Here is a 25,253-nt window from a genome sequence, read left to right as displayed (position 1 = left end):
TATTTCTTGCAGGAATGCTTATCCATTTCTTCTGTCACCGATATTCGCCAGCTTCATCCCGATTTCCTGAAGAACCTGTACGATGATGACAAGCAGCGCCACAGTGACCAGCATGATATTGGTCTGATAACGGTAATATCCATATCGTATGGCGATATCCCCCAGTCCGCCGCCGGCAACGATACCGGCCATGGCGGAGTAACTCAGAATGGTGGTCACCGCAATGGTGCCCCCCACGATCAGCGAAGGCCGGGCTTCCGGAAGGATCACCCTATAAATAATCTTCCAGGGGGAAGCCCCCATGGACTCCGCTGCCTCAATGACCCCCTTGTCCACTTCCTTCAGAGAGGATTCCACAACCCTGGCAACAAACGGTGCGGAAGCAATGACCAGCGGAACTACAGTGGCATTGGGGCCGATGGTCGTTCCTACGATCTTCTTGGTAATCGGTATCACAGCAATCAGCAAAATCAGAAACGGAACAGAACGCAGTATATTTACAATTAGGCCGATGATCCGGTTCACATGCGGCATCGGCCGGATTCCGTCCCTGTCCGTCACCACCAGTGCAATGCCCAGAGGCAGACCAAGCACGTAAGCCATTGCTGTGGAAACCAGCACCATATAAAGGGTCTCCAGCAGCCCGGAACCGATCATGCGGAACACTTCCATATCAAACATACCCTTCCACCTCCTCCGCCGCAAGACCCCTGGACCGAACATATTCCATCATCCGATCCGCAACCAGGTCATTGTCCGGAAGCTGAATGACAATGTGTCCGAACGCCTTTCCATCTATGTTTTTCATATCGGCAAACAGAATATTCACCACCTGCCGGAAATCCAGCACCATTTCCGCGATCACCGGCTCAAAGGAAGAATTCCCGTTGAATACTATCCGGCAGCAACGGGTACCGGAAAGTTTTCCCATGGAGGGATCCCCGGGAAACACCAGACGCCTGGCTGCTGATGTCTTCGGCCTGGTAAAGATCTCCTCCACACTGCCTACCTCTGCAATATGACTGCTGTCCAGGATGGCAACCCGGCTGCATATTTCTTCAATGACCTTCATTTCATGGGTGATCACGACAATCGTAATGCCCAGACGTCGGTTGATGTCCCGCAGAAGTTTCAGTACCCCACGTGTTGTCGCCGGATCCAGGGCACTGGTTGCCTCGTCGCAGAGAAGCGCCCTGGGATTGGTGGCAAGAGCCCTGGCAATCGCCACCCTTTGCCGCTGTCCTCCGGATAACTGGGACGGATAGGCATCCGCCTTCTCGGATATCCCCACCAACTTCAGCAGCTCCCCCGCACGTTTTCCTGCCGTTTTTCGATCCACTCCGGCAATCTCCAGGGGAAAGCAGACATTGCCGGCTACGGTACGCTGCATCAGCAGGTTGAACTGCTGGAATATCATTCCGATGGATCTCCGGACCTGGTACAATTCCTTTTTGGTCAGCCGGGAGAGATCGCGTCCGTTAAAATAGACCTTGCCTTTCGTTGGCTTTTCCAAAAAATTCACGCAGCGCACCAGGGTACTCTTCCCGGCGCCGCTCATACCGATAATTCCGAAGATTTCTCCCTTCCGGATTTCCAGATTGATATCCTCCAGGGCAGAAATATCGCCATTGGCACCTTTGAATTTTTTACTCAATCCTTCTATCCGAATAATTGGATTTCCGCTGCTCATTCTGTCACTTCCCATATTCCTGCTCTTTGTTTCCCCCCGGATCTCCCGCCGGATCGGTTCCCGCCTTGCCAAGCTGCTGTGCCAGCCCAGCAAGGCCGGATTCAAAGTCCACCCCGAAACGGATATCGGTCCCGGCTTTCTTTGTACGCAGGATGCTCCGGACCGTAAAGTCCACTGCAACGGAAGCCGATTTTTTCAATTCGCAGTTGCGCATCAAAGCAGCAACCAGGGCACTGCCGAAAACATCCCCGGTGCCGTGATAATACCCTTCGATCCGATCCGCAAACTCATAATCGATTTCCCCGGTGGCCCGGTCATAGACTGCTGCGCCCAGCTGCCGGTCATCAAAATACACACCGGTCAGCACAATCTGCTTCGGCCCAATTTCCCCCAGACCTTTCAGCAGATGCTCCACATAATCCTGGGTATAGGGTCCCTCCTGATAGGGCTCATCCAGCAACATGGCGGCTTCCGTAATATTCGGAACAATCGTATCTGCCTTTCCGCAAAGCTTTCGCATTCCTGCAGGAAAGGTGTCCGAAAAGGCCGGATACCGTACTCCATTGTCTCCCATGACAGGATCCACCAGCTTCATCGCTCCATCCGCTCCCAGCCGCTGAAATACCTCAGACATGATATCCAGCTGTCGGAAGGAACCCAGATAGCCGGTATAAATGGCATCAAACTGCAGGTTCAGGGACTCCCAGTGACTGACAATGGGAAGGATATCATCCGTCAGATCGCGGAAGGTATAGCCGGTGAACCCGCCGGTATGGGTTGACAGCACTGCAGTGGGAATCACGCTGACTTCAATGCCGGCCGCCGAAATAATGGGCAGGGCAACCGTGAGGGAGCATTTCCCAACACAGGAGATGTCGTGTATCGCCAAAACTCTTTTTTGTACTTTCTTTTGTTTTTTCATGTTCGCTCTCCTGAATAATTCGTAGTAAATAAGTATGTTTACAATTATATAAATTATATCATAAGTCCGGAGCTTTGATTTGTCAATACCCACCCTGTCCCTTTGACACCCCGGAACCGGCAATTCCATGCTTTTCCGGACAATTAGGAAAGCAGGGCGCGGTCATTGGCAAATTCTTCCCCGCTGACCCTCCCAAAACGTTCCAGGAGATCCTCAACGGTGAGATTCTTCTTTTCTGCCCCTTTAATATCCAGGACGATCTGCCCTTCATGCATCATAATCAGACGATTGCCATGTTTGATGGCATCCCTCATATTGTGGGTGACCATCAACGTCGTCAGATGGTGGGCAGAGATCAGACGGTCACTGATTTCCAGCACCTTTTCCGCCGTTTTGGGATCCAGTGCCGCAGTATGCTCATCCAGCAGCAGTACTTTCGGCTTTTTCAGCGTAGCCATCAGCAGTGCCAGTGCCTGCCGCTGTCCGCCGGACAACAGGCCAACCTTAACCGTCATCCGGTCCTCCAGTCCCAGCTCCAGTTCCCGGAGCAGCTGCCGATAGGTCTCCCGTTCCCTGCGGCGGATGCCCCATTTCAGTCCCCGATGCTCCCCGCGCCGGGAAGCAAGGGCCAGATTCTCCCCGATTTCCATATTCGCCGCTGTCCCCATCATGGGATCCTGAAATACCCGTCCCAGGACAGCTGCCCGTTTGTATTCGGGAAGCCGGGTCACATCCTTCCCGTCTATCCGGATGGACCCCTGATCCACACCATACACACCGGCCACGGCATTCAAAAAAGTGGATTTTCCCGCCCCGTTGCCGCCGATCAGGGTGACAAAGTCCCCTTCCGGCAATTCGGCGCTGACGTTCCGCAAGGCGACCTTCTCATTGATCGTCCCAGGGTTGAATGTCTTGCAGATTCCTTCAACAGACAGCATTTACTCCACCCTCCCATGTGATTTCTGGTTCTGACGAAAGCGCTGCAGTAAAGCCGGAAGCGACAGCGCAACCGCTACTGTGACAGCGGTAAACAGCTTCAGATCATTGGCCGGCATACCCAGCTTCAACACCAGGGCAATGATCATCCGATAGGTTACCGCTCCCAGCACCAGGGAAATCAGGCGGGTATAAAAATTTTTCCCACGAAACAATACCTCCCCGATAATCACCGAAGCCAGTCCGATCACAATAGCACCGGTTCCCATCTGTACATCCGCATAACTCTGGCTTTGCGCAATCAATGCTCCGCTGGCTGCCACCAGTCCGTTGCTGATCAGCAGACCCAGGCAGGTCATGGTATCCGTATTAATTCCCTGTGCTCTTGCCATGTGGGGATTGCTGCCCGTCGCACGGATCGCGGAGCCGACCTCTGTTCCAAAAAACCAATACAGGACGCTGATCAACAGGAAAACACACAGCAGCCCCAGTACGGTAATGGAAGCCGTCCCATTCAAGCCCATGTTTTCAAATGCCGTGTATATCGTCTCCATCCGCAGCAGGGAAATATTTGACTTGCCCATGATACGGAGGTTGACGGACCATAAGGCAATCATGACCAGAATGCCTGACAAAAGTGCAGGTATCTTCAGACGCGTCTGCAAAAGTCCGGTACAGAGGCCGGCTGCCATCCCACCCAACAAAGCAAGCAATGTTGCAATATAGGGATTCCCCCCTGCTGCTATTACACGGGCCGCTATGGCGGCGCCCATGGCGATGCTTCCCTCCACCGTCAGATCCGCAATATCCAGGATCCGGTAAGAGATAAACACCCCAATGGTCATTACCGCCCATAGCAATCCAAGAGAAACGGCTCCCGATACAATCTCCAATACAATCCCCTCCTCTTTACTTTACGTATTTCTGAAGATCTTCCGGAATCTTCACACCGACTTCCTTCGCCACTTTGCCATTGATGAAAAAATCCAGATCTTTGGCGGATTCAATCGGCAGACTGGCCGGCTCCGCCTCCCCTTTCAGGATCCGGACGGCCATTTCCCCGGTCTGATATCCAAGATCATGATAATTGATTCCCAGAGTTGCCAGTCCACCGTTTTTTACCATTCCGGATTCCCCGCAGACCACCGGGGTTTTGGTCCGGGCAGTCACACCATGAACCGTCGGCATGGCAGAAGCCAGGACATTGTCCGTCGGAATATAGATTGCATCACATTGATCTGCAATGGACTGGGTTGCCTGCTGTACGTCATTGGTATTGGAAACAGTGGTTTCCACATATTTCAGGCCGAGTTTTTTCACCGCCTTTTTGGCCAGGGATGCCTGCAGTATGGAGTTATCCTCATTGGACGCATAGATCACACCAATGGTTTTGGTATCCGGCGCCAGTTTCAGCAACAGATCGATCTGCTTTCGGACCGGGTTCCTATCCGATGTTCCGCTGACGTTTCCACCGGGTACTTTATTGGAGTCTGCCAGCCTTGCGTCTGCAAAATCTGTAACCGCAGTGGCGAGAACAGGAATCTCCGTGGTCTTGCCGGCAATGGACTGTGCAGCAGGTGTGGCAATCGCCAGAATCAGGTCTGCCTTGGTACTGACAAGCTGATCGCTGATCGTGGACAGATTGGAAGGATCTCCCTGCGCATTCTGGAAGTCAACGGTAATATTGCTGCCATCCCGATACCCGTTGTCTTCCAGAGCATCCAGAAAACCTTCCCGGGCTGTATCCAAAGAGACGTGCTCCGTATATTGAATGATGCCGATTTTCAGCTTTCTCTTTTTTCCGTTTTCAGATGATTTTTTGCCTGGTGTATTTCCCGGACTTTCAGACGGCTTTGATCCTGTCGTATTTTCCGCATTCACAGATGATTTCTGCCCTGTTGCGTTTCCGGTATTTGCGCCGTCCTGGGCACGACAGCCCACAACCATCAGAATCATCATTGCTGATAACAGAAAGGATACGATTCTCCCTGCCTTTTTCATGCTTCTTCCTCCTTTATTGAATTGAAACGGTCCCACTTCCAAAACACTTGCAGACTGTATTTCTTGTATGGCAAAGACTCCGGCATATTCCCAAATCCGGATATAAAAAAACCGCTCCTGTATAACAGGGGCGACTTTTCCTTCGCGGTACCACCTTGTCTTCATTGCTATTTTCAACAATCTCAGTGAGCAACAATTTCATTGCCCCTCCGCGCTAACGGGCGGAAACCGGTACAGCCTACCGGGCCAGTGCCTTTGAGTGTACGGCTCTCAGGATGAATTCGCGGCACTTGTATCCTGCCTTCTCCCACCGATCGAAGGCTCTCTGCAAGGACAAAGGCTGCCGTTACTGCTTCCTGGTCATTGCCTTTTCTTTGTATTTATTTTGCTATTATATGCGATGCAGCTCTTCTTGTCAATGAAAATTCTCAAATTTGTATATTCATACAAGCTATAAGCTGTAACACAGGCCGTAAGCAATGTTCCTGTCAGCAGAAACCGGCAGACTGGAAATCAGCGCTTCAAAAGTGGCAGCGGAACATAATATTTCGTATAACGGTTCCCATGCCGGTCGATCAAGCCTCCCTCCGGATCCTGCACCAGAACAGTCGCTCTTTTATTGATGTTGTAAATGACCCCCGACAGCTCCTTTTTCCCGTCAGCAAAAGATACGGCATCCCCTATCTGCAGCCCGAACTTCCGGTCGGCAATCTGCCTTTGGGTTGGCAGTCTGTGATAACTTTCCGTATGGCCAAACAGATGATTGGCCAATACCTGGAATCTTTGTCTGCTGCAGCTGGATTCCCCGAACAGGATAAACTCCATGGCATGGCATAATTCATGCTCAAAAACAAGCTGCAGTGCTTCCAGAGCAGAATCTGTGCGGATTCCGCAGACCGTCTTGCTGCCTTCAATCGCATTATACTGAAAGAAAAAATCAGTGCCTAAGCGGATTTCGATCTTCAGGTTCTCCGGCCGGACCGGATCGGAACTTCTCCGGTAAAATGTCTTGCCGGCGCTTTTGGTCATCCGGCGGGAAAAGGAAAATGCAATTTCTCCCCTGTAGTTCCCCGCAAACCAATTCTTCAGAAAAATTCGATCGTATAAATCAAATAAAAGACGCAGATCCGTATTGGAAATGGCGCATATGGATGAATCCTTTATTTGCTCCGATTCGGTCAAAAGAAAGGAGGATACCTTTTTCCTTCTGATTTTGATTTCTTTGGGCGAATACGATTTCTTCATTATATCCTGCATATTCTGCAAATCCGGCTGTGTTTCCATTGCATAAATCCTCCATTCTTTGGGATCACTGTGAGTGCCTGTCCCCGAAGTCTTCCGTCAATATTCGTTGCTGACCATTATATCACCGGACAACGCTTTTGAGAATGAGTGAAGGGGCTTTTTCATTCGATCCATCCCAAACTTTTTTCTTTTTAAAAAAGTAAGCAGTCTGTCTGAAAATATGATATGATGATTGGGGAACTTTTTATTTTCATCCTTCATGGAAGACCGCAAACCAGATATCACAATCCATAAAAATCAAAATCAGAAGGGATGAATGCAATGAACGAACAAACAATTCTGTCGGCAGTGGATCACACTTTGCTTTCGGTCTCTGCCACCTGGGAAGAAGTCCGTATGCTCTGCGACGAAGGGATGCAATATGGCGTCGCTTCGGTCTGTATTCCTCCGGCTTATGTAAAGGCCGCTTCTGAATATGTGGATGGCAAAATCCCCATCTGTACCGTCATCGGATTTCCAAACGGTTATGCGACCACCGCTGTAAAATGTTTTGAAGCTTCCGACGCCGTGCACAACGGAGCGGAGGAGATTGACATGGTGATTCATGTCGGATGCCTGAAAGACAAAAAATACGATTCCCTGCTGAAGGAAATCAAGGCAGTGAAAATGGCCTGTGAAGGGAAAATCCTCAAAGTCATCATCGAAGCCTGTCTGCTGGACGACCAGGAAAAAATAAAAATGTGTGAAATCGTATCCAAATCCGGCGCGGATTATATCAAAACCTCCACCGGCTTCTCTATCGGCGGAGCGACAAAGGAAGATGTCGCCCTGTTTGCAAGGCATGTAAACCCTCACGTAAAAATCAAGGCAGCCGGAGGCATCTCTTCCCTGAAGGACGCAGAGGACTTTTTGAGACTGGGAGCCTCCAGGCTGGGTACCAGCCGAATCGTTAAAATCATCAAGGCAAGGGATTTCGCAGAACACTCTGCGGTTAGCGTAAAGTTACCGTAGGGATTAAGAGTAATAAATTACCATAAGGATTGAAAAGAAGGCGACATCCTGCTAAAATATTGATCATCACAAAAATATTAAGAAAGGGTGTCACCTTCCATGTACAGTATACAAGATTTTAACGAGTTTGCAAGAAAAACAGAAAATAAGGTAAGAGAATTTTTAAGGGAAGGTAAGGATCTGGCAGAACTGACTCTGGGGCTGCAGGAGGATCTGTTTGAACTTGGTCGGAATATACTGGTGGAGACTCTTGAGGGGATGGATGAACAGCTTCGAAAGTCCGGGGTCAGGAAAAACAATTGGGAGATTGTCAGGAAAGATGAGACAGGGATCTTAACGACCTTTGGAACGATCAAGTATAATAGAACGTATTTTAAGCCAAAGAGTGGTGGCAAAAGGAAATATCTCGTTGATGAGCTTGTTGGTCTTAAGCCACATGACAGAGTGAGTGCAGATGTGGTGATCAATGTGGTGGAAGAGGCCATAGACAGCAGCTACAGGAAAGGTGGAGAAAGAGCCGGATATATGGATGAAATAAGCAAGCAGGCTGTTATGGATAAAATACATAACCTTGAGATCAGCGAACATGAGCATAAGGTGGACAAGAAGAGGGATGTCAGGATACTGTATGTTGAAGCAGATGAAGATCATGTTTCCCTGCAGGGAGAAGACGATAAAAGCAAGATAGCTATGCCCAGGCTGGTTTATGTTCATGAAGGCGTAGATCCCGAAAAAAGCAGCCAAACAAGGACCAGGCTTAAAAACGTTAAATATTTTGGCGGCATGTATGATGAGAGTGAGGATCTGTGGCTGGAGGTCATAGAATATATAGACAAGCAGTACAACATGGATTTCATTGAAACCATATACCTTTCCGGGGATGGGGCATCATGGATTAAGGCCGGGCTTGACTGGATTCCCAAAAGCAAGTTTGTGCTGGACAATTTTCATCTTAAGAAATATATGATAACTGCGACTGCACACTTAAACGATGGAGACATCTATCAGGAGTTGAAGGATGCATTGGATTGGCCGGACAAGGACATGGTCAAGGATGTTTTCAAGAAGATCCTCAAACGAACGGTTTCCAAAACGAAGAGGAAGGCAGTTAAGGATGCCAGACGGTACATATTGAATAACTGGCATGGAATAGAAATAAAGGCTGATAAGGACTATGAACTGATAGGATGCAGTGCCGAAGGTCATATAAGCCATGTGTTTTCAAGCAGGCTAAGCAGCAGGCCTAAGGGATGGTCTGAAAAAGGTGTTGCCAGGATGTCCAAACTTATCGTATATAAGAAAAATGGCGGCAGGATCTATGACCTGGTTATGGCACAGAAGCTTAAGGAGAAGGAGAACAGGAAACATGAATTGCAGGATGAATTAATCAAGGAAGTAAGGAAATCATCAGAAAGCAGATATGCTGGTTCATGGAGTAGCAGCCCAACTGTAATTACCATGGGGAAAAAGACAGGGCTGTTTAATGAGATGAGGAGTATGGCCGGAATACGCTATTAGGCCCTTCATAAAGCTCGTTATGGCGTTTTTAATAGCCGGGACGACATAGATCAAGCGTTTATGCCGCGAAAGCTGCTTGATAACGAGAAGTCGGTGTGGTAGCATTGAGGTACGGCAGCAACCGCTCCAAAGCCTATCCCGCTGTTAGAGATGGCTGCTGCCGACATCTGCCGTAAGCCACACCGGCAGAGGCTCGTTGTCAAGCAGATCGTGGAATAAATGCAGCTGACAAGATTGATTGCTGTTAAAATTAATGAAATCAATCAAGACCACTGTTGCTAGTAAGAATATTTCAGGATGTCTCTATTCTTTCTTTCCCTACAGTAAATTGACGCTATCCACTCTGCGCAGGGAAATTGTTAAAACTGTCTGATAATGATAGAATATCATTTGACAACAGATACTCTACCACAATTTTAAAATCATTTAGGGGGAAATATCAATGAAAAGAACTGTGAAAAGAACACTGGCTCTTGTACTGATGTCTCTGCTTGTATTTACTCTCTCCACAGGCTGTTCCAGCCAAACCGGCGGTTCCGGAAAATCCGGAAAGTATGAAATTGCACTGATTACGGACAAAGGAAACATTGACGACAAATCTTTCAATCAGGGTTCCTGGGAAGGCGTAACCGCTTTTTCCGAAAAAAACAATGTCAAGGCAAAATATTTCAAACCCGAGGAAGCATCTGATGCCGGCTATCTGGCAGCCATCGACCTGGCAGTCACCGGCGGCGCCAAGGTGGTCGTAACGCCCGGCTACCTGTTTGAAGTGCCGATTTACGAAGCACAGACGAAATACCCCAAAGTGAAATTCATCCTTTTGGATGGTTCTCCCCACGATCCGGACCAGAATTACGAAACCAAATCCAATGTGGCCAGCGTTGTGTATGCAGAGGAACAATCCGGTTATCTGGTAGGATACGCTGCCGTCCAGGATGGTTATACCAGTCTTGGATTCGTCGGCGGAATGCCAGTGCCGCCTGTACAGGCTTTCGGATACGGATATCTGCAGGGGGCGGAAGCCGCAACAGAGGATCTGGGAATGAAGGACGGTGCCGTTTCCGTTACCTATCACTATACCGGCGATTTTGCGGAGACCGATACCAATAAAGCTACCGCAAAGACCATGTATCAGGAAGGAACGGAGGTCATCTTCGGCTGTGGCGGTTCCGTCGGCAAGAGCGTAATTGCGGCTGCCTCCGAAGCGAATAAAAAAATGATTGGTGTGGATGTGGATCAGAGGTATGACAGCGATATGGTCATCACGTCAGCCATGAAAGGTCTGGGCTCTTCCGTGAAGCAGGTGCTGGAGTCCATTTACAAGACGGACAGTTGGGATGATTTCGGCGGCAAAACCACAACCTTCGATGCAACCAATGACGGAGTGGGACTTCCCACGACGGTAATCGGGGACAAAAAAGCCGATGCTTTTGATCGGTTCAACAAGTTTACAGAGGAAGACTATGAAAAAGTGTTTGCAACCTTGAAGAACGGCGATGTGAAACCTGTCCGGACCATCGATGTTGCCGATGCCGACGGATATGCCACTGCGGAAGAACTGACCAGCGGCCTGAATCTGAAAAAAGTCACCGTGGAAGTAAGATAGGAATACGACAAGGAAAAAGGGGTCGCTATGGAAGACTATATTATCGAAATGCTCCATATCACGAAGAGATTTCCCGGCATCGTTGCAAACGATGATATTACCCTCCGTCTGAAGAAAGGTGAAATTCATGCATTGCTGGGAGAGAACGGTGCCGGTAAATCCACCCTGATGAGTGTGCTGTTCGGGCTGTACCAGGCAGAAGGGGGAGAAATCCGGAAAAACGGAAAAGCCGTCCGGATCAACAGCCCCAATGATGCCAACGCCCTGGGCATTGGCATGGTACATCAGCACTTCAGGCTGGTGGAGGTCTTCACGGTCCTGGAGAACATCATTCTGGGAGTGGAGCCCTGCAAAATGGGCTTCCTGCAAAAAAAAGAAGCCAGGGAAAGGGTTTTGAAACTGAGCGGGGAATATGGATTGGAAGTGAATCCGGATGCACAGATTGAAAAAACAACAGTGGGCATGCAGCAAAGAGTGGAAATATTGAAGATGCTGTACCGAAACAATGATATTCTGATCTTTGACGAACCAACTGCCGTTCTGACTCCCCAGGAAATCAATGATCTCATGGAGATTATGCGGAAATTTGCCCGGTCCGGCAAATCCATTTTGTTCATCACCCATAAACTGAATGAAATCATGGCGGTAGCGGATCGCTGTACAGTACTGCGCATGGGAAAATGCGTCGGCACCGTGGAGATTCCAAAAACATCCAGGGAAGAGCTGTCTCAAATGATGGTTGGACGAAATGTCAGCTCCACGGTGGAAAAGGAAGCAGCCCGGCCCGGCAGCACGGTACTCTCTGTGAACCATGTTACCGCACCTTCCGAAGTTCACAGGAACAATGCGGTAAAGAACGTATCCTTCGAGGTTCGGGCCGGTGAAATTGTATGCCTTGCAGGGATCGACGGAAACGGACAGACAGAATTCATTTCTGCCCTGACCGGTTTGGGAAAGCTCAGCAGCGGCACCATCCGGCTCTGCGGAAGGGATATTACAAAAGCCAATATCCGCACCCGATCCCGGTCGGGAATGAGTCATATCCCGGAGGACCGGCAGAAATATGGTCTGGTGCTGGATTACACCCTGGAGGAAAATCTGATCCTGCAGCGTTACTGGGAGACAGAATTCCAGCATGGGGGCCTGATAAAAAAGAAGCCGATCCGTTCCTATGCCGAAAAATTGATCGCACAGTACGATATCCGAAGCGGACAGGGGCCGGTTGCCATGATGCGCAGCATGTCGGGAGGCAATCAGCAGAAGACAATCGTTGCCCGGGAAATGGACAAGGATCATGAGCTGCTGGTGGCAGTTCAGCCCACCCGGGGCATGGACATCGGCGCTGTTGAATATATCCACAGGCAACTGGTGGCAGAGCGGGATGCCGGAAAAGCAATTCTGCTGGTTTCCTATGACCTGGATGAGGTGATGGATTTAAGCGACCGCATTCTTGTCATGTACGAAGGAGAAATCGTCGGCGATCTGAATCCGAAGTCCGTTACCGTTTCAGAACTGGGCCTGTATATGTCAGGCGCCAAACGCAACACGGCAAAGGAGATGGATTATGCGATTTGATTGGAGCAAGCCAGGAAAAAGCAAAAGTTTCTCCTCCTTTACGGCTGCACTGCTGGCCATTCTCATGGGCCTTCTGTTCGGCCTCCTCGTTATGGCTTTCGCAAGCCCGACAAATGCCCTTCCGGGTTTTTTCACCGTATTGACCAGCGGCTTTCAACGAATCGGTGATGTGCTGTACTTTGCGACGCCTATTTTAATGACCGGTCTGGCAGTGGGCTTTGCTTTCAAAATGGGTCTGTTCAACATCGGCGCTTCCGGTCAGTATACCATGGGAATGTTCTTTGCCCTCTATGCGGGATTTATGTGGGACATGCCGAAAGAGATCCATTGGCTGGTCTGTATTCTGGCAGGTATGGCCGGCGGGCTGCTCTGGGGGCTGATTCCAGGGCTTTTCAAGGCCTTGCTCAATGTAAATGAGGTCATTACCTCCATCATGTTCAACTATATCGGCATGTACCTGGTGGACATGCTGATCCGGGGGAATTCCGTTATGTATGTTTCTTCGAAAACACGAACGGCTTATCTGCCTGGCTCCGCGCAGATTCCTTCCCTGGGCATCCCAAATTCCAATGCCAACATCTCGGTTCTCATCGCCGTTGCATTGGCCATACTTTTATATATTGTACTGAACAAAACCATTTTTGGCTATGAACTGAAGGCAACGGGCTTCAATCAATATGCCAGCGTTTACGCCGGCATGAATGGAAAGCGCAACATCATCACGACAATGGCCATTGCCGGAGCCCTGGCAGGAATGGGAGGAGCCTTTTCCATTCTGGCACCATCCACCATTTCGGGAAGCAGCATGACTTATGAGCCAATCAACGTGATTGCCTCCAACGGTTTCAACGGAATCGCCGTCGCCCTGCTTGGAAATTCCAGTCCCATCGGGATCATTTTTTCCGCCTTGTTTATTTCCCATATCCAGCGCGGCGGTACCATGGCAAGCCTGTATGGCTATAAGCCGGAGATCATTGATATTGTAATCGCCGTCATTATCTATTTTTCCGCCTTTGCCATGCTGATGAACACAGCCATCGGCAGAATGTTTCAAAAACGGCGGGGCAAGAAAGCGGAAAACAGCCGTGCCGGCAGGATCCCGGGTACAAATTCATCCGGTGAGTCGGTCCGGAAGGAGGAGATATAATTTTGGATACCCTGTATTATCTGGTTCAAGGCACCCTTCCGGTAGCGATTCCGCTGCTCCTGGTGGCACTTGGCGGCATGTTCAGCGAGCACAGCGGAGTCATCAACATTGCTCTGGAAGGAATTATGCTGGTGGGCGCCTTTACCGGCTGCCTCTTTGTCTACTCCGTTCAGGAAACCGGGATGAATGCGCAGCTGATCCTCCTGCTCGGAATGATGGTGGCGGCTGTCTTCGGATTCCTGTATTCCATGCTGCTGTCCCTGGCTGCCGTGAACCTGCGGGCAGATCAGACCATTACCGGAACGGCTCTGAACATGCTGATCCCCGCTGTCGTCCTGCTGTTCTCAAAAATGTATTTCAACAGCGACGGCGTAACCACCGACATAAATTTTTATATTCGGAAGGTACCGCATCTGGGGGAGATACCGGCCGTCGGAAAATTGTTTTTCCAAAATACCTATCTTACCGTCCCCATTGGCATCGTGTTCCTGGTGCTATCCACCATCCTTTTCTATAAAACCCGATTTGCCTTGCGTCTCCGTGCCTGCGGCGAACATCCCCATGCGGCGGACTCCGTCGGCATCAATGTGATGCTCATGCGGCATGCAGGCGTCGGTATTTCCGGTATACTTGGAGGAATTGGCGGCTTTTTTTACGCTGTGGGAGTAATGGACGGAAACACCAACGGGCATACCGGCGTGGCCGGCTTCGGTTTCCTGGCACTGGCGGTTATGATTTTCGGGCAATGGAAGCCCATCCGGATTTTCCTGGCATCCCTGTTCTTTGCCTTTCTCCGTACCCTGGCCTATTCTGTTTCCCTGATTCCGTTCCTGAAGGCCCTGAACATCAATCAGACCTATTATAAAATGCTGCCTTACCTTGCAACCATGGTCGTCCTGGCTTTTACCTCCGGAAAATCCAGAGCTCCCAGGGCGGAAGGCATTCCCTATGATAAAAGCCAGAGATAGCAGATGCTCCCTCTGACAAAATGAAAGACAAAACAGCTCACAGACAGGAAATCTCCTGAAATGCCAAAATAAAAAGTTGTCTCAGCCTGCAAACTTCGCTGAGACAACTTTTTATTAAACAGGACTTCATTTGTCAGCATCCCTACGCTTTTCGCCAAAATAAAACGAAAAGCCGGATGCGAATATTCCGAATATCAGTAATTCTCTGCTTTCAGCTCAAAGAAAGACTTCGGATGACTGCATACAGGGCATACTTCCGGCGGGAATTTCCCCTTGTAGATATACCCGCAGTTCCGGCATTTCCAATATACTTCCCCGTCCTTCTCAAAAACCGTATTGTTCTGAAGGGCTTTCAGGAGCTTCTGATAGCGCTCATCATGTTCCTTCTCAATCTCTCCGACTTTCTCAAACAACTCCGCAATTTTATCAAAGCCCTCCGCCTTTGCTTCCTCGGCAAAGCCTTTGTACATGCTTGTCCATTCACCATGTTCCCCTTCAGCTGCGATCTTCAGATTTTCCTCCGTGGATCCCATCCCGCCGCCATTCAGGATTTTATACCAGATCTTTGCGTGCTCCTTTTCATTGCCGGCTGTTTCCTCAAAAATTGCCCCGATCTGCTGATATCCGTCCTTTTTCGCCTGAGATGCAAAGAAGGTATATTTGTTCCTTGCCTGGGATTCCCCGGCAAACGCTGCCTGAAGATTCTTCTCTGTTTTGCTCCCTTTTAAATTCATATTCTGTTTCCTCCTTCATTGTTGATATCTAATAGATAACCACAATGGTCCGGTTTAAACAAAGACAAAAAAACATAGTCCTTTATGGACCTATTCTCTCTTTTGCGCTTATCCTTTAAAGTTTTTTGCTTACTAACTTACAATTAATTCCATGATTAAACTGGTTGATTTTATCCCCCGGGGATGTTATAATTTGATTTATAAAAAGTGAATATTGTCGAAGAGTTGATACCCATATAAGTCCACTAATACGGTGTGGAAGTTTCTACGTGGCAACCGTAAATTGCCTACGCTATGGTGTTCTTTTTCGTATTGCATGAAGATACTCATGGAGAATCCTGCAATTTTGTATCGATGGATACAGATATATCCTTCACGTTTTGGGACTCTATTTTCTGTATGGCATATCGATATGTTTTGCTTGCCAAGGCATCGGACAGATTGCTTTGATACAGGCAGAATCGTTTTGTGGAATCCGTGGTAGCATAATGCCGGGAATGAAAAGACAAGGAACACGATACCTTGTCTTTTTTTATTTGTTTTTTTTATTTTCATAAATTGGAGGAGATACCGTTTGAGAATTGCAAAGCAAAAAAGCAGAAGCCGTCTGGTCGCAGCCACCATGGGAAAAATCCCATGCGACCTGACCATCGAAAATGTACGGCTGTTGAATGTCGTAACCGGTGAGATCTATCCTGCTTCCGTGGATGTTTTGGACGGGATGATTGTCCGGGTCCGGGAAAAAGGAGAAACCAATGACCGGAAAAGCAAAACCACTTATAAGGGAAACGGTGCATACCTGATCCCCGGTTTCATTGATACGCATATGCATGTGGAAAGTACAATGATGATCCCGGAGCAATTTGCCAGGGCAGTCCTTCCATGGGGGACAACCACCGTCGTAACCGATCCTCACGAGATTGGCAATGTCATGGGAATTGAGGGCGTGAAGTTCATGCTGGAAAACGCCAAAAATACGCCTTTGCGCCAATATGTTCTGGCCCCGTCCTGTGTCCCCTCCGTTCCGGCACTGGAGGGAGGCGGAGCTGCTTTCCATGCGGAAGAGATTGCAGATCTGCTGGATACCCCCGGTGTGATCGGCATTGCAGAAGTCATGGACTATGTCAATGTAATAAAAGATGAAAAGCGGATGCACGATATTTTGGCAGAAGGTCTGAAGCGTGATGTATTCCTGCAGGGACATGCTCCCGGCGTGATGGGAAAAGACATGCAGGCCTACACCACCGCCGGCCCCATCAGCGATCACGAATGCCGTTTCCCTGAGGAGTGCAGACAGAAGCTGCGTGCCGGAATGCATGTCAATATGAAGTCCAGCTCCCTGTCCGACTTTCTCGAGGAATCCCTTCAAGGAATCAAAGGGATGCGCTATACCGATTTCGTCTCCTTCTGTACCGATGATGTCCATGCCAGGGATATTCTGGAGACCGGTCATATGAACCGTGTGGTCCGGAAAGCCATCAGGCTGGGCACCGATCCCATCGATGCCATCCGGTTTGCCACGCTGAATGCGGCGCGTGAGTATGGCTTTTCCGATCTGGGAGCGATTTGCCCCGGTTATATTGCCGATATGCAGTTGGTAAAAGATCTGGACGGTGAAAAGCCCCTTGCTGTATTCACCCAGGGGCAGCTGACGGCAGAGCACGGAAAATACATTCCCCGGGAATGGGAAGAAAAGAAACCCCATTCTTTCCCCAACACCATGCATATGGACCGCATTACCTCTCCGGAAGACTTTGTGCTGCACGCGCCGGATGGAAAAACGGGAAGCGTCCGGACCAATGTGATCGTAAGCAAATACAAGGGCGGAGCCTTCAACAAAGCCGTCTGGGAAACGCTGCCCATTCAGGATGGGAAAGTGGACATCAGCAAGGACCCGGATCTGGCGTTTGCCGCTGTTTGCAACCGTCACGGAAGCGGAGACCGGACCATTGCAGTCGTACGGGACTTTGGCCTGGTGCATGGAGCCATCGCCTCAACCATCTCCCACGATTCGCATAATTTCTGCGTGGTTTACAAAAATCCGGAGGATGCCTGTGCAGCAGCGAGGGAACTGTGCCGAACAGGCGGCGGGATTACGGTCGTTTCCGATGGCTCGGCCCTGGCCACAGCGGCTCTTCCGGTCGCCGGACTGATGTCTCCCCTGCCGGTGGAACAGCTGGCTGTTGAGGTGGGTCAGGCAATCCAGGCCATTTGCAAAGTCAGCGGCGGGAAGAATGTATTTCCCAGGATTACCTCACTGGCTTTGGTTGTCCTGCCGGGGACCCTCCTTTCCGACAAGGGGCTGGTGGACGGACCATCCCAGACATTCTTGCCCATATTCGATGAAACGGATAATGAAAAGTAGGAAAATTCCAAGCAAGAGAAAATTGATCCGGGTTCGATCACTGGATACAGGGGTGCATCAATATGTTGAAGAACTATTTTGAACTGAAAAAGCACGGAACCGATGTAAGAACAGAAATTGTGGCGGGAATCACAACATTTGCAACCATGGCCTATATGTTTTCCGTCCAGTCCTCCATGATGGCAGATGTGGGGATGAGTCCGGAGGGCGTCGTAATCGCGACTGCCCTGATGTCCGGCATCTTCACTCTCATGTCCGCCTTCTACTCCAGGGTGCCTTTTGCATTGGGACCCGCCATGGGCTCCAATGCGATCATGGCGTATTCCCTGGTTGCTCCCGGTCAGTCCACCTGGCAGGTCGGTGTCGGCATGTTCGTGGTGACCGGCGCTATATTGATCCTGTTGACATTGTTTAAGGTCCGGGAAGACATGGTCCGTGTCATGCCGAAGAATATAAAAGTTGGCATCGGCGCAGCCGTCGGAATCTTTCTTGCCAGGCTGGCCGTCTCCAACGCAGGAATCGTCAAAAAGGATTTTTCCGGCCTGGGCGATCTTTCCCAGCCTTCTGTCCGGCTTGCCTTTATCGGGCTTGCCATTACCCTGATCCTGAATTACCTTCGGATTGAAATCAAGGGGAAAAAATATCAGGTTCGCGGGGCTTATCTGATTTCCATTCTTCTGACCACGGGAATCGGAGTCGTCATGGGAGTCGTCAAGGTTCCGCATTCCATCGTCAGCTTTGATTTAAGTTCATTGGGGGACGTTGCCTTCAAGGCGGATGTAAAAGGCGTTTTCAAGGTTGCCAACATACCCATTTTAATGTTCTTTCTGCTCAGCGACTTCTTTTCCACAATGGGTACCTCACTGGGTCTGGCCGGAAAAGCCAAAATGCTGGATGAGGACGGAAATTTTCCGGGTATCAGCCGCGTATTTCTGACAGACGCTGTCGGCACTTCCATCGGCGGGATGTTTGGCATCACCAACGTTCAAACCTATGTGGAATCCGCTGCCGGAATTGAGGCAGGCGGACGGACCGGCCTGACCGCCGTAGTGACCGGAGGGATGTTCCTGCTCTCCATGTTCCTCTCCCCCCTATTCCTGATGATCCCAAGTGCAGCCACTTCCCCCGTCCTGATCCTGATTGGCGCTTCCATGATGGAGGTTCTGGAGGATGTGGAGTTTACTCCCATGGAATGGACCCCGCTGGCCCTTATGCTCCTGACCACCGCATTTACCGGGGACTTCGTCCTGGGAGTTGCTTTGGGCGTTGTCGTTCATGTGGTGATTGCCCTGGTGCAGTATGCCTTTACCAAAGACCGGAGCAAAGTGCCTACTGTCGGAACATTTATCATGGCTGCCATCATGTCCATCAAATTCTTTGTTTAATCCTGGTTTCAATATTTCAATGAAATTCACTCCATGAATGCATTTAAAAAAGTCTCTGCGATTTTCCTGCGGGGGCTTTTTTGTTAAAAAATCCCTGTCTGCACAATGAAAGTTCCCTATTCCCTGCAGCAGGTGGATGTTGTCTTTTCCACGAATATATTTGACAACTCCATCTAATTTTGCTATCATAATAAACCGTACAAAGAAGCAATCTGTTAATTACATCAAGTTGCTTCTTTTTATGTTCAGAACATTGGATTCCTTTTGGGATAAAATCTGATGATATGGAAGAATCTAAACAAACAAACGGATGGAAGCAGAAAAAGAGGGAGTATATGATTGAGTATAAGAATGTCAGTAAATCCTATGGAAAACACGAAGTTGTAAAAAACCTGAGCCTTACCATATCAGATGGCGAATTTGTAGTGCTGATCGGCCCTTCCGGTTGTGGAAAGACGACAACACTGAAAATGCTGAACCGTCTGATCCCAATGAACTCAGGCAGTATCAGCATAGACGGAAAGAGCATCATGGATATGAACCCGGAAAAGCTGCGCAGCCACATCGGATACGTCATCCAACAGATTGGGCTTTTCCCAAATATGACAGTGGAAGAGAACATCTGTGTGGTGCCGCGCCTGCTGAAATGGAATAAGGAGAAAAGGCATCAGAGAGCAAAGAAGCTTCTGGAACTGGTGGAACTGCCCTATGATGAGTATGCCCATAAATATCCAAATGAGATGAGCGGCGGACAGCAACAGCGTATCGGCGTACTTCGCGCATTGGCAGCTGAACCCCCCATTATTCTAATGGATGAACCTTTTGGTGCCCTGGACCCCATTACAAGGGATTCCCTCCAGGATGAAGTCAAAACTCTGCAGCAGGAGCTGGGGAAAACCGTTATTTTTGTAACCCATGATATGGATGAGGCCCTGAAAATGGCAGATACCATTGTATTTATGAGCGACGGCCGGATTCTGCAGACAGACTCTCCGGAGGGAATGCTTCGGGCACCGGTCAACGATACGGTCGGGGAATTCATGGGCAGACACGTTCACAATTTTTCCCGGAATCAGCTGGTATGCTCCGACCTGATGAAAACCAGGGTGGCAAAGGTCACCCAGGACAAAAGAACACTGGAATGTGTCAGTCGGATGAACCACCTGGATATTGATTCCCTTGTCGTTATAGATAAGCAGGGGCATTATATCGGTGTTTTGCTGGTTGATACCATCAACGAGCGCGGCAGGGCAGGCGATTCCATCGAAGGCCTGATTACCAGGGACTTCCCCACCGTGACAGAGAATACTCCGGCAAAAGCCGCTTTCGACATCATCAACAGCAAACAGGCAGGGTATGTGTTTGTTTTGACAGATGATAAAAAAGTGGCCGGTATGATTACCAAAACCAGTATGTCCAAGGCTTTGGCAAGTGAGGTGTGGGGGGATAACAATGAATGACTTTTTCCGCCTTTACGGGACCAAGCTATGGAACGCCATCGGGATTCATCTGGTCTATGTGCTGGTTTCCGTATCCATTGGTTTCATCATCGCCTTGGCCCTGGGGATCCTTTTGTCGAGACTTCCCAGAATATCCAGATACGTTCTTCCGATTATTTCCGTAGTACAGACCATCCCCGGCATTGTCTTCATAGGAATCCTTTTTCTGTATACCGGAATGGTGCCCGCTACTGTATTTATTGCACTCACCATTTATGCCATTTTCCCCGTGCTGAAAAACACCTATACCGGATTGATCGGTGTTTCCCAGGAATACAAGGAAGCCGCAAAGGGTTGCGGAATGTCTTCCCTGCAGTCGCTTTTTTGGGTAGAGCTTCCCCTGGTACTCCCTGAAATCATAGGCGGACTGCGTATGTCCACGGTATATACGGTAAGCTGGGTAGTCCTGGCTTCCATGATCGGTTTGGGAGGTCTGGGGGATTTTGTTTATATTGGTGTCAGTACAAACAACAATACTCTGATTATTGCAGGTGCGATTCCAGCTGCCATTCTTGCAGTGGGGCTGGGACGGATCATTGACTGGATACAGAAAAAGGTCATTCCAAAGGGATTAAGGAGGGAGATCCGATGAATTTGTCCATAGTTCTTGAGCATCTTTACATTGTCCTGACTTCGGTACTGCTTACCATCATCATTGGTCTGCCCCTCGGTATTCTGGCCTATATGAAAAATTCCGTGCGCTCCGTCATTTTATGGACTGCGGATGTTCTGCAGACGATTCCCGCTCTGGCTCTGCTGGGCATCCTGATGGCCTTTCTGGGCGCCGGGAAACCAACCGTCATCATCGGGCTGATTCTGTATTCCTTGCTCCCGGTTGTACGTAACACCTACCTTGGCCTGAAAAATATCGATCCTGCCATTAAGGAAGTTGCCACCGGCATGGGAATGAGCCGATGGTATCGGCTGATCCATGTGGAGATGCCCATCGCCTTCCCGGTTATTTTTACCGGGATCCGGATTGCCACTGTCACAGCAGTCGGTGTAGCTGTTTTTGGTACGTTTGTAGGCGGAGGCGGACTGGGTTCCGTTATCTACCAGGGCATTCGCATTGAAAACATGCGGATGATTTTATTCGGAACGCTGTCCCTGATGATCATGGCCGTATTATTTGACAGTGTCATGGCTGCCGTTGAAAAACGGCTGAATCGACAGGAATCCAAAACAAGCAGTACAAGTAATAAAAGTAATGGGGTTGAACCAGGAACATGAAAAGGAAAATGACAAAGACTGACAACACGTATAATAAAGACAGCACGGGTCATTCGGAAAGGAGAACCGTATGAAAAGAAAGATAGCTGCCATAACATGTTTACTTTTGATACTCTCAGTCGTAGGCTGCTCCTCGGGAAAGGGAGGCGGGGAGGAAATCATCATTATGGATGGTCAATTTTCCGAAATGAAATTGATTCATCAAATGGTAAAAATGCTGGTGGAGCAGGATACCGATGCCAGGGTGCTCATAAAGGACGAAATCTCTCCTGTCAACGGTTTCAATGAATTGGTCAGGGGCAACTGTGACCTGATGAACAGCTACGATGGGACGCTGCTTACCACCTATCTGAAAATGGATACAAAGGATATTCCCGAAGGGCAGACCCTGTATGATTTTGTGAATGAGACCGCAGAAAAGGGAAAGGGCGTCATGCTCCTGGATCCGCTTGGTACAGATAACACCTATTCCATTGCCGTTCCGGAGAAAATCGCAGACCAGTATGACCTTGAGAAGATCAGCGACCTTGTCCCGGTGGCCGACAAGCTGGTGTTTGGGGCAGAACATGAGTTCTTCAGCGAGGAAGGCAGTATGAAATTCAATCCTTTTGTTAAATTCTATGGGCTGAAGTTCAGGGAAAGCAAGCCGGTGGATATCGGGCTGAAATACTCCGCAGCGGAAAATGGGAGTATCGATGTGACAGAAGTATATGCTACCGACGGTCTGAACAAAAAGGCCCATCTTAAAGTGCTGGAGGATGATAAAAACTTCTTCCCGGAATACAACGGCGCACTGCTTGTACGGAAAGATTTGTTTGAGCGGTACAAAGACAAGGCACCCAATCTGAAGGAAACCCTGAATAAACTTGGCGGAATCTTCAGCAACGAAACCATGGTCGACCTGACCTATGCAGTGGACGTGGAAGGAAAAAGCACACAGGAAGTTGCCAAACAGTTTCTGCAGGAAAAAGGCCTGCTGGAATAAGAGGAACAAGAGGCGCATTTCATCCGGAACCGCCCGGCATCCAAAATGCAGGAAATGCTTTTGGATGCCTTCTATTTTATGTTTTTATGTTGCTTTTCTTTATGTTGTTTTTCTTTATGTTGCTTTTCCATGCGGATAGAGAAAGTTTTTTACCCGTTCCCGACAGCCCGCTTCCCCGCAGTAATACAGCACATCCTGATTTTTCAAAACCGCATAGGGACCGGGAGACATCATCAACGCCCCGTTCCGCTTGATGGAAACAATGGTAGCTGCCGTGTGATGCCAGAAATTCATTTCCGATATGGATTTTCCCAACAAGGGAGTCTGATCCGTAATCTCAATCTCAAATGGAATAAACGGATTAAAAGATTGAAATCGTTCCGTCTGACTTATGATGCTGGAAACGGATTTCTGCAGAGTCTTCATCTCTTCCTTCTGCTTTTGGATGCTCTTCATAATGTCTTTTTTCAAATCATTCAATGACTGAATATCATTGTACTGGTGGACAAATTTTACGGCATTGTCATACGACCTGATGATCACGCCGCTGCCTTTCGTTACGTCAACAATCTCCAGGTCGGACAGGACACAAATGGCACGCCGGGCGGTTTCAGAAGAAACATTATACTGACTGGCAAGATATGACCTGGCATATATCTTTTCTCCTACATGGTAACGCTTGTCCATTATCTTTGCTGCAATATCCGCAGCAATCTTCTGATAAACCGGTGCCTCCGCCTTCATGCCTTCCATGGAAAACATCCCTCTGTATCATCGTTAACACTCACCTCCAAAAAATCTTTCCCGGAAATGGAGTGTTTTTGGAAGAAAGGCCCCTGATCACCAGAGGCCTTTCGCTTTAAAAGCATTATAATTCATGTTCTCCTATATGGTGCGGGAAACAGGACTTGAACCTGCATGAGTGTGACCTCACTAGAACCTGAATCTAGCGCGTCTGCCAATTCCGCCATTCCCGCAAAACCGGACAACATGCTTATTATAACGGAAATGCCGGACGCTTGTCAACACCTTTTTCAAAATTTATATTGTTTCATTGCCGGCGGGTTCACAGGATCCCCGTTTGTGTATCTGATGTCTCGCATAAAAGAAGCTGGCAACCTGCCCCAGCCCGGCCAGGGCCCAGGTAACCGGATAGCAGGCATAAAGCATCATGATCGTCGGTTTCCATACAAAAATAGTATAAATCCATACGATTCGCAAGATGCAGGCCCCGATCAGCGTACAGAGCATCGGAAGAATGGAGTAGCCCATCCCGCGGGTAAGGCCTGGAAACACGTTCATGATACCGCAGGTAAAGTATACGGCCATCATGATATTCAGACGTATATTTCCCAAACGGATCACCTCCGGATCAGCCGTATATATATGAAGCAATGGCTTTCCGAACAGTATGATGCCACCGCTTAAAAGAATCCAGGTAGCAAACACAAACATCGTGGAAACCTTTGCTATGGTATCGATCCGCCTATACTTCCCCGCTCCCATATTCTGACCGGTAAAAGTAATGGCAGAGTTATAATAGGCATTCATCGTGGTTCCCACCAGATTTTCGATGTTGCTGGCCGCGGAATTGGCTGCCACCATGGTGGACCCGAAGGAATTCACGGCAGACTGAACGGTCACATTGGAAAGAGAGAACAAGAAATTCTGGAAGCCTGCCGGCAGTCCGATTTTCACAATCTCCTTCAGCTGCTCCCTGTCAATGCGTGTTTCCCGGGGCATAAACTGGATGGCTCCGTTGCTTCGGTACAAACAGAGAAGAATCAGAACCACAGAAATGTACTGGGAAATTATCGTAGCCCATGCGACGCCTGCAACACTCATATGCACCACCAGCACAAAAAACAAATTGAGTATCACATTGACAATACCGGCAATGGTAAGATAGTACATTGGATGCCGGCTGTCGCCTATGGCACGCAAAACTGCCGCACTGAAGTTAAAGACCATACTGGCCGGCAGTCCGAGAAAGTAAATCCTCATATAAGTTGTGGACAGATCAATAATATCCTCCGGAGTGCCCATCAGCTCCAGCAATGGCTTACAGAGAATGAGCCCCAAAACCATGACAATGATCCCGCCGATGGAACTGATGGCAATGGAAGTATGAACCGTCCGGCTTACGGAATCCGGCCTGTCCGCGCCATATTCCTGGGCAACAATAACGCTGGTACCAACGGACAATCCCATGAAAAAATTGACAAGAAGGCTGATCAGAGACCCTGTGGCTCCAACTGCAGCCATTGCTTCCTTGCCTGAAAAGCGCCCGACTACGATAATGTCAGCAGCATTGAACAGCAGCTGCAGAACATTCATTGCCATAAGGGGCAGGGCAAACAACAGCATTTTTTTGAATAAGGGTCCATTACACATGTCCATATCGCGGTTTTGTGAAAGCTTCAAAATGTTCGCATC

Annotated in this window: 22 protein-coding genes, 1 tRNA gene, 1 riboswitch and 1 other annotated feature; of the genes, 12 read left to right on the top strand and 11 right to left on the bottom strand. The window is 49.0% G+C overall.

The window, feature by feature from the left end; genetic code table 11:
- Window positions 1-18: 18 nt before the first annotated feature.
- From QBE55_09820 to QBE55_09790, 7 genes are all read right to left on the bottom strand, one after another.
- On the bottom strand, window positions 19-681 hold the full coding sequence (locus QBE55_09820) for an ABC transporter permease (GenBank protein WZL77837.1): 663 nt from the start codon (window positions 679-681) through the stop codon (window positions 19-21).
- A complete protein-coding gene (locus QBE55_09815) occupies window positions 674-1,690 on the bottom strand; it encodes an ATP-binding cassette domain-containing protein (protein WZL77836.1) in 1,017 nt (338 codons plus the stop codon). Before QBE55_09815 ends, QBE55_09820 begins: the two co-directional genes overlap by 8 nt.
- Window positions 1,691-1,694: 4 nt before the next feature.
- Window positions 1,695-2,612, bottom strand: a complete 918-nt coding sequence (locus tag QBE55_09810) for a pyridoxamine kinase (GenBank protein WZL77835.1) — start codon at window positions 2,610-2,612, stop codon at window positions 1,695-1,697.
- Window positions 2,613-2,755: 143 nt separating this feature from the next.
- Window positions 2,756-3,550 carry an ABC transporter ATP-binding protein gene (locus QBE55_09805; GenBank protein ID WZL77834.1) on the bottom strand — a complete coding sequence of 265 codons (795 nt, stop codon included), beginning with the start codon at window positions 3,548-3,550 and terminating at the stop codon, window positions 2,756-2,758.
- Window positions 3,551-4,393 carry an ABC transporter permease gene (locus QBE55_09800; GenBank protein WZL79915.1) on the bottom strand — a complete coding sequence of 281 codons (843 nt, stop codon included), beginning with the start codon at window positions 4,391-4,393 and terminating at the stop codon, window positions 3,551-3,553. It abuts the gene before it with no gap.
- Between the two features lie 64 nt (window positions 4,394-4,457).
- The gene (locus tag QBE55_09795) at window positions 4,458-5,549 is read right to left on the bottom strand and encodes an ABC transporter substrate-binding protein (GenBank protein WZL77833.1); all 1,092 of its coding nucleotides are present in this window, start codon (window positions 5,547-5,549) and stop codon (window positions 4,458-4,460) included.
- A 123-nt stretch (window positions 5,550-5,672) separates the two neighbouring features.
- Window positions 5,673-5,922 (bottom strand) — a binding site (T-box leader).
- A 140-nt stretch (window positions 5,923-6,062) separates the two neighbouring features.
- Entirely contained in the window at window positions 6,063-6,833 is a 771-nt protein-coding gene (locus tag QBE55_09790; protein WZL77832.1) for a SprT-like domain-containing protein, read from the bottom strand.
- A 282-nt stretch (window positions 6,834-7,115) separates the two neighbouring features.
- On the opposite strand from QBE55_09790, the gene deoC reads away from it, so the two are divergent.
- The 6 genes from deoC (at window position 7,116) to QBE55_09760 (ending at window position 14,619) form a co-directional block, all read left to right on the top strand.
- The gene (gene deoC, locus QBE55_09785; protein WZL77831.1) at window positions 7,116-7,805 is read left to right on the top strand and encodes a deoxyribose-phosphate aldolase; all 690 of its coding nucleotides are present in this window, start codon (window positions 7,116-7,118) and stop codon (window positions 7,803-7,805) included.
- Window positions 7,806-7,904: 99 nt separating this feature from the next.
- A complete protein-coding gene (locus tag QBE55_09780) occupies window positions 7,905-9,323 on the top strand; it encodes an ISLre2 family transposase (protein ID WZL77830.1) in 1,419 nt (472 codons plus the stop codon).
- Window positions 9,324-9,777: 454 nt separating this feature from the next.
- Window positions 9,778-10,929 (top strand): BMP family ABC transporter substrate-binding protein, encoded by a 1,152-nt coding sequence (locus tag QBE55_09775; protein ID WZL79914.1) that lies wholly within the window; start codon window positions 9,778-9,780, stop codon window positions 10,927-10,929.
- Between the two features lie 27 nt (window positions 10,930-10,956).
- Window positions 10,957-12,504 carry an ABC transporter ATP-binding protein gene (locus tag QBE55_09770; GenBank protein WZL77829.1) on the top strand — a complete coding sequence of 516 codons (1,548 nt, stop codon included), beginning with the start codon at window positions 10,957-10,959 and terminating at the stop codon, window positions 12,502-12,504.
- Entirely contained in the window at window positions 12,494-13,651 is a 1,158-nt protein-coding gene (locus QBE55_09765; GenBank protein WZL77828.1) for an ABC transporter permease, read from the top strand. The genes QBE55_09770 and QBE55_09765 overlap by 11 nt, the downstream gene beginning before the upstream one ends.
- A 2-nt stretch (window positions 13,652-13,653) precedes the next feature.
- Window positions 13,654-14,619, top strand: coding sequence for an ABC transporter permease (locus QBE55_09760; protein ID WZL77827.1), 966 nt, complete (start codon window positions 13,654-13,656; stop codon window positions 14,617-14,619).
- Between the two features lie 194 nt (window positions 14,620-14,813).
- Here QBE55_09760 and QBE55_09755 read toward each other — a convergent pair whose 3' ends face one another.
- The gene (locus QBE55_09755) at window positions 14,814-15,353 is read right to left on the bottom strand and encodes a rubrerythrin family protein (protein ID WZL77826.1); all 540 of its coding nucleotides are present in this window, start codon (window positions 15,351-15,353) and stop codon (window positions 14,814-14,816) included.
- A 211-nt stretch (window positions 15,354-15,564) separates the two neighbouring features.
- Window positions 15,565-15,668, top strand: a riboswitch (purine riboswitch).
- A 259-nt stretch (window positions 15,669-15,927) separates the two neighbouring features.
- On the opposite strand from QBE55_09755, the gene QBE55_09750 reads away from it, so the two are divergent.
- The 6 genes from QBE55_09750 (at window position 15,928) to QBE55_09725 (ending at window position 22,817) form a co-directional block, all read left to right on the top strand.
- Entirely contained in the window at window positions 15,928-17,718 is a 1,791-nt protein-coding gene (locus QBE55_09750; GenBank protein ID WZL77825.1) for an adenine deaminase C-terminal domain-containing protein, read from the top strand.
- Between the two features lie 62 nt (window positions 17,719-17,780).
- Window positions 17,781-19,103 (top strand): NCS2 family permease, encoded by a 1,323-nt coding sequence (locus QBE55_09745; GenBank protein ID WZL77824.1) that lies wholly within the window; start codon window positions 17,781-17,783, stop codon window positions 19,101-19,103.
- A gap of 335 nt (window positions 19,104-19,438) precedes the next feature.
- Window positions 19,439-20,563 (top strand): ABC transporter ATP-binding protein, encoded by a 1,125-nt coding sequence (locus QBE55_09740; protein ID WZL77823.1) that lies wholly within the window; start codon window positions 19,439-19,441, stop codon window positions 20,561-20,563.
- The gene (locus QBE55_09735) at window positions 20,556-21,194 is read left to right on the top strand and encodes an ABC transporter permease (GenBank protein WZL77822.1); all 639 of its coding nucleotides are present in this window, start codon (window positions 20,556-20,558) and stop codon (window positions 21,192-21,194) included. Before QBE55_09740 ends, QBE55_09735 begins: the two co-directional genes overlap by 8 nt.
- Window positions 21,191-21,832: an ABC transporter permease gene (locus QBE55_09730; protein ID WZL77821.1), complete on the top strand. Its 642-nt coding sequence runs from the start codon at window positions 21,191-21,193 to the stop codon at window positions 21,830-21,832. Before QBE55_09735 ends, QBE55_09730 begins: the two co-directional genes overlap by 4 nt.
- Before the next feature lie 70 nt (window positions 21,833-21,902).
- Window positions 21,903-22,817 (top strand): glycine betaine ABC transporter substrate-binding protein, encoded by a 915-nt coding sequence (locus QBE55_09725; GenBank protein WZL77820.1) that lies wholly within the window; start codon window positions 21,903-21,905, stop codon window positions 22,815-22,817.
- 114 nt (window positions 22,818-22,931) lie between these two features.
- On the opposite strand, the gene QBE55_09720 is transcribed toward QBE55_09725, so the two are convergent.
- From QBE55_09720 to QBE55_09710, 3 genes are all read right to left on the bottom strand, one after another.
- On the bottom strand, window positions 22,932-23,570 hold the full coding sequence (locus tag QBE55_09720) for a GntR family transcriptional regulator (protein WZL77819.1): 639 nt from the start codon (window positions 23,568-23,570) through the stop codon (window positions 22,932-22,934).
- Between the two features lie 137 nt (window positions 23,571-23,707).
- Window positions 23,708-23,794, bottom strand: a tRNA-Leu gene (locus QBE55_09715).
- A 64-nt stretch (window positions 23,795-23,858) separates the two neighbouring features.
- Entirely contained in the window at window positions 23,859-25,241 is a 1,383-nt protein-coding gene (locus QBE55_09710) for an MATE family efflux transporter (GenBank protein ID WZL77818.1), read from the bottom strand.
- Between the last annotated feature and the right edge of the window lie 12 nt (window positions 25,242-25,253).

This window comes from Eubacteriales bacterium mix99 (assembly GCA_038396605.1).
In the GTDB taxonomy this organism is placed as follows: Bacteria; Bacillota; Clostridia; order Caldicoprobacterales; family DTU083; genus UBA4874.
This window is presented reverse-complemented; position numbering and strand designations above follow the sequence as displayed.

Excerpts from the sequence above, each read along its gene's own strand:
- QBE55_09820 (WZL77837.1), bottom strand. The coding sequence starts at position 681 with ATGTTTGATATGGAAGTGTTCCGCATGATCGGTTCCGGGCTGCTGGAG.
- QBE55_09815 (WZL77836.1), bottom strand. The coding sequence starts at position 1,690 with ATGAGCAGCGGAAATCCAATTATTCGGATAGAAGGATTGAGTAAAAAA.
- QBE55_09810 (WZL77835.1), bottom strand. The coding sequence starts at position 2,612 with ATGAAAAAACAAAAGAAAGTACAAAAAAGAGTTTTGGCGATACACGAC.
- QBE55_09805 (WZL77834.1), bottom strand. The coding sequence starts at position 3,550 with ATGCTGTCTGTTGAAGGAATCTGCAAGACATTCAACCCTGGGACGATC.
- QBE55_09800 (WZL79915.1), bottom strand. The coding sequence starts at position 4,393 with ATGACCATTGGGGTGTTTATCTCTTACCGGATCCTGGATATTGCGGAT.
- QBE55_09795 (WZL77833.1), bottom strand. The coding sequence starts at position 5,549 with ATGAAAAAGGCAGGGAGAATCGTATCCTTTCTGTTATCAGCAATGATG.
- QBE55_09790 (WZL77832.1), bottom strand. The coding sequence starts at position 6,833 with ATGGAAACACAGCCGGATTTGCAGAATATGCAGGATATAATGAAGAAA.
- deoC (WZL77831.1), top strand. The coding sequence starts at position 7,116 with ATGAACGAACAAACAATTCTGTCGGCAGTGGATCACACTTTGCTTTCG.
- QBE55_09780 (WZL77830.1), top strand. The coding sequence starts at position 7,905 with ATGTACAGTATACAAGATTTTAACGAGTTTGCAAGAAAAACAGAAAAT.
- QBE55_09770 (WZL77829.1), top strand. The coding sequence starts at position 10,957 with ATGGAAGACTATATTATCGAAATGCTCCATATCACGAAGAGATTTCCC.
- QBE55_09765 (WZL77828.1), top strand. The coding sequence starts at position 12,494 with ATGCGATTTGATTGGAGCAAGCCAGGAAAAAGCAAAAGTTTCTCCTCC.
- QBE55_09755 (WZL77826.1), bottom strand. The coding sequence starts at position 15,353 with ATGAATTTAAAAGGGAGCAAAACAGAGAAGAATCTTCAGGCAGCGTTT.
- QBE55_09745 (WZL77824.1), top strand. The coding sequence starts at position 17,781 with ATGTTGAAGAACTATTTTGAACTGAAAAAGCACGGAACCGATGTAAGA.
- QBE55_09740 (WZL77823.1), top strand. The coding sequence starts at position 19,439 with ATGATTGAGTATAAGAATGTCAGTAAATCCTATGGAAAACACGAAGTT.
- QBE55_09735 (WZL77822.1), top strand. The coding sequence starts at position 20,556 with ATGAATGACTTTTTCCGCCTTTACGGGACCAAGCTATGGAACGCCATC.
- QBE55_09730 (WZL77821.1), top strand. The coding sequence starts at position 21,191 with ATGAATTTGTCCATAGTTCTTGAGCATCTTTACATTGTCCTGACTTCG.
- QBE55_09725 (WZL77820.1), top strand. The coding sequence starts at position 21,903 with ATGAAAAGAAAGATAGCTGCCATAACATGTTTACTTTTGATACTCTCA.
- QBE55_09720 (WZL77819.1), bottom strand. The coding sequence starts at position 23,570 with ATGGAAGGCATGAAGGCGGAGGCACCGGTTTATCAGAAGATTGCTGCG.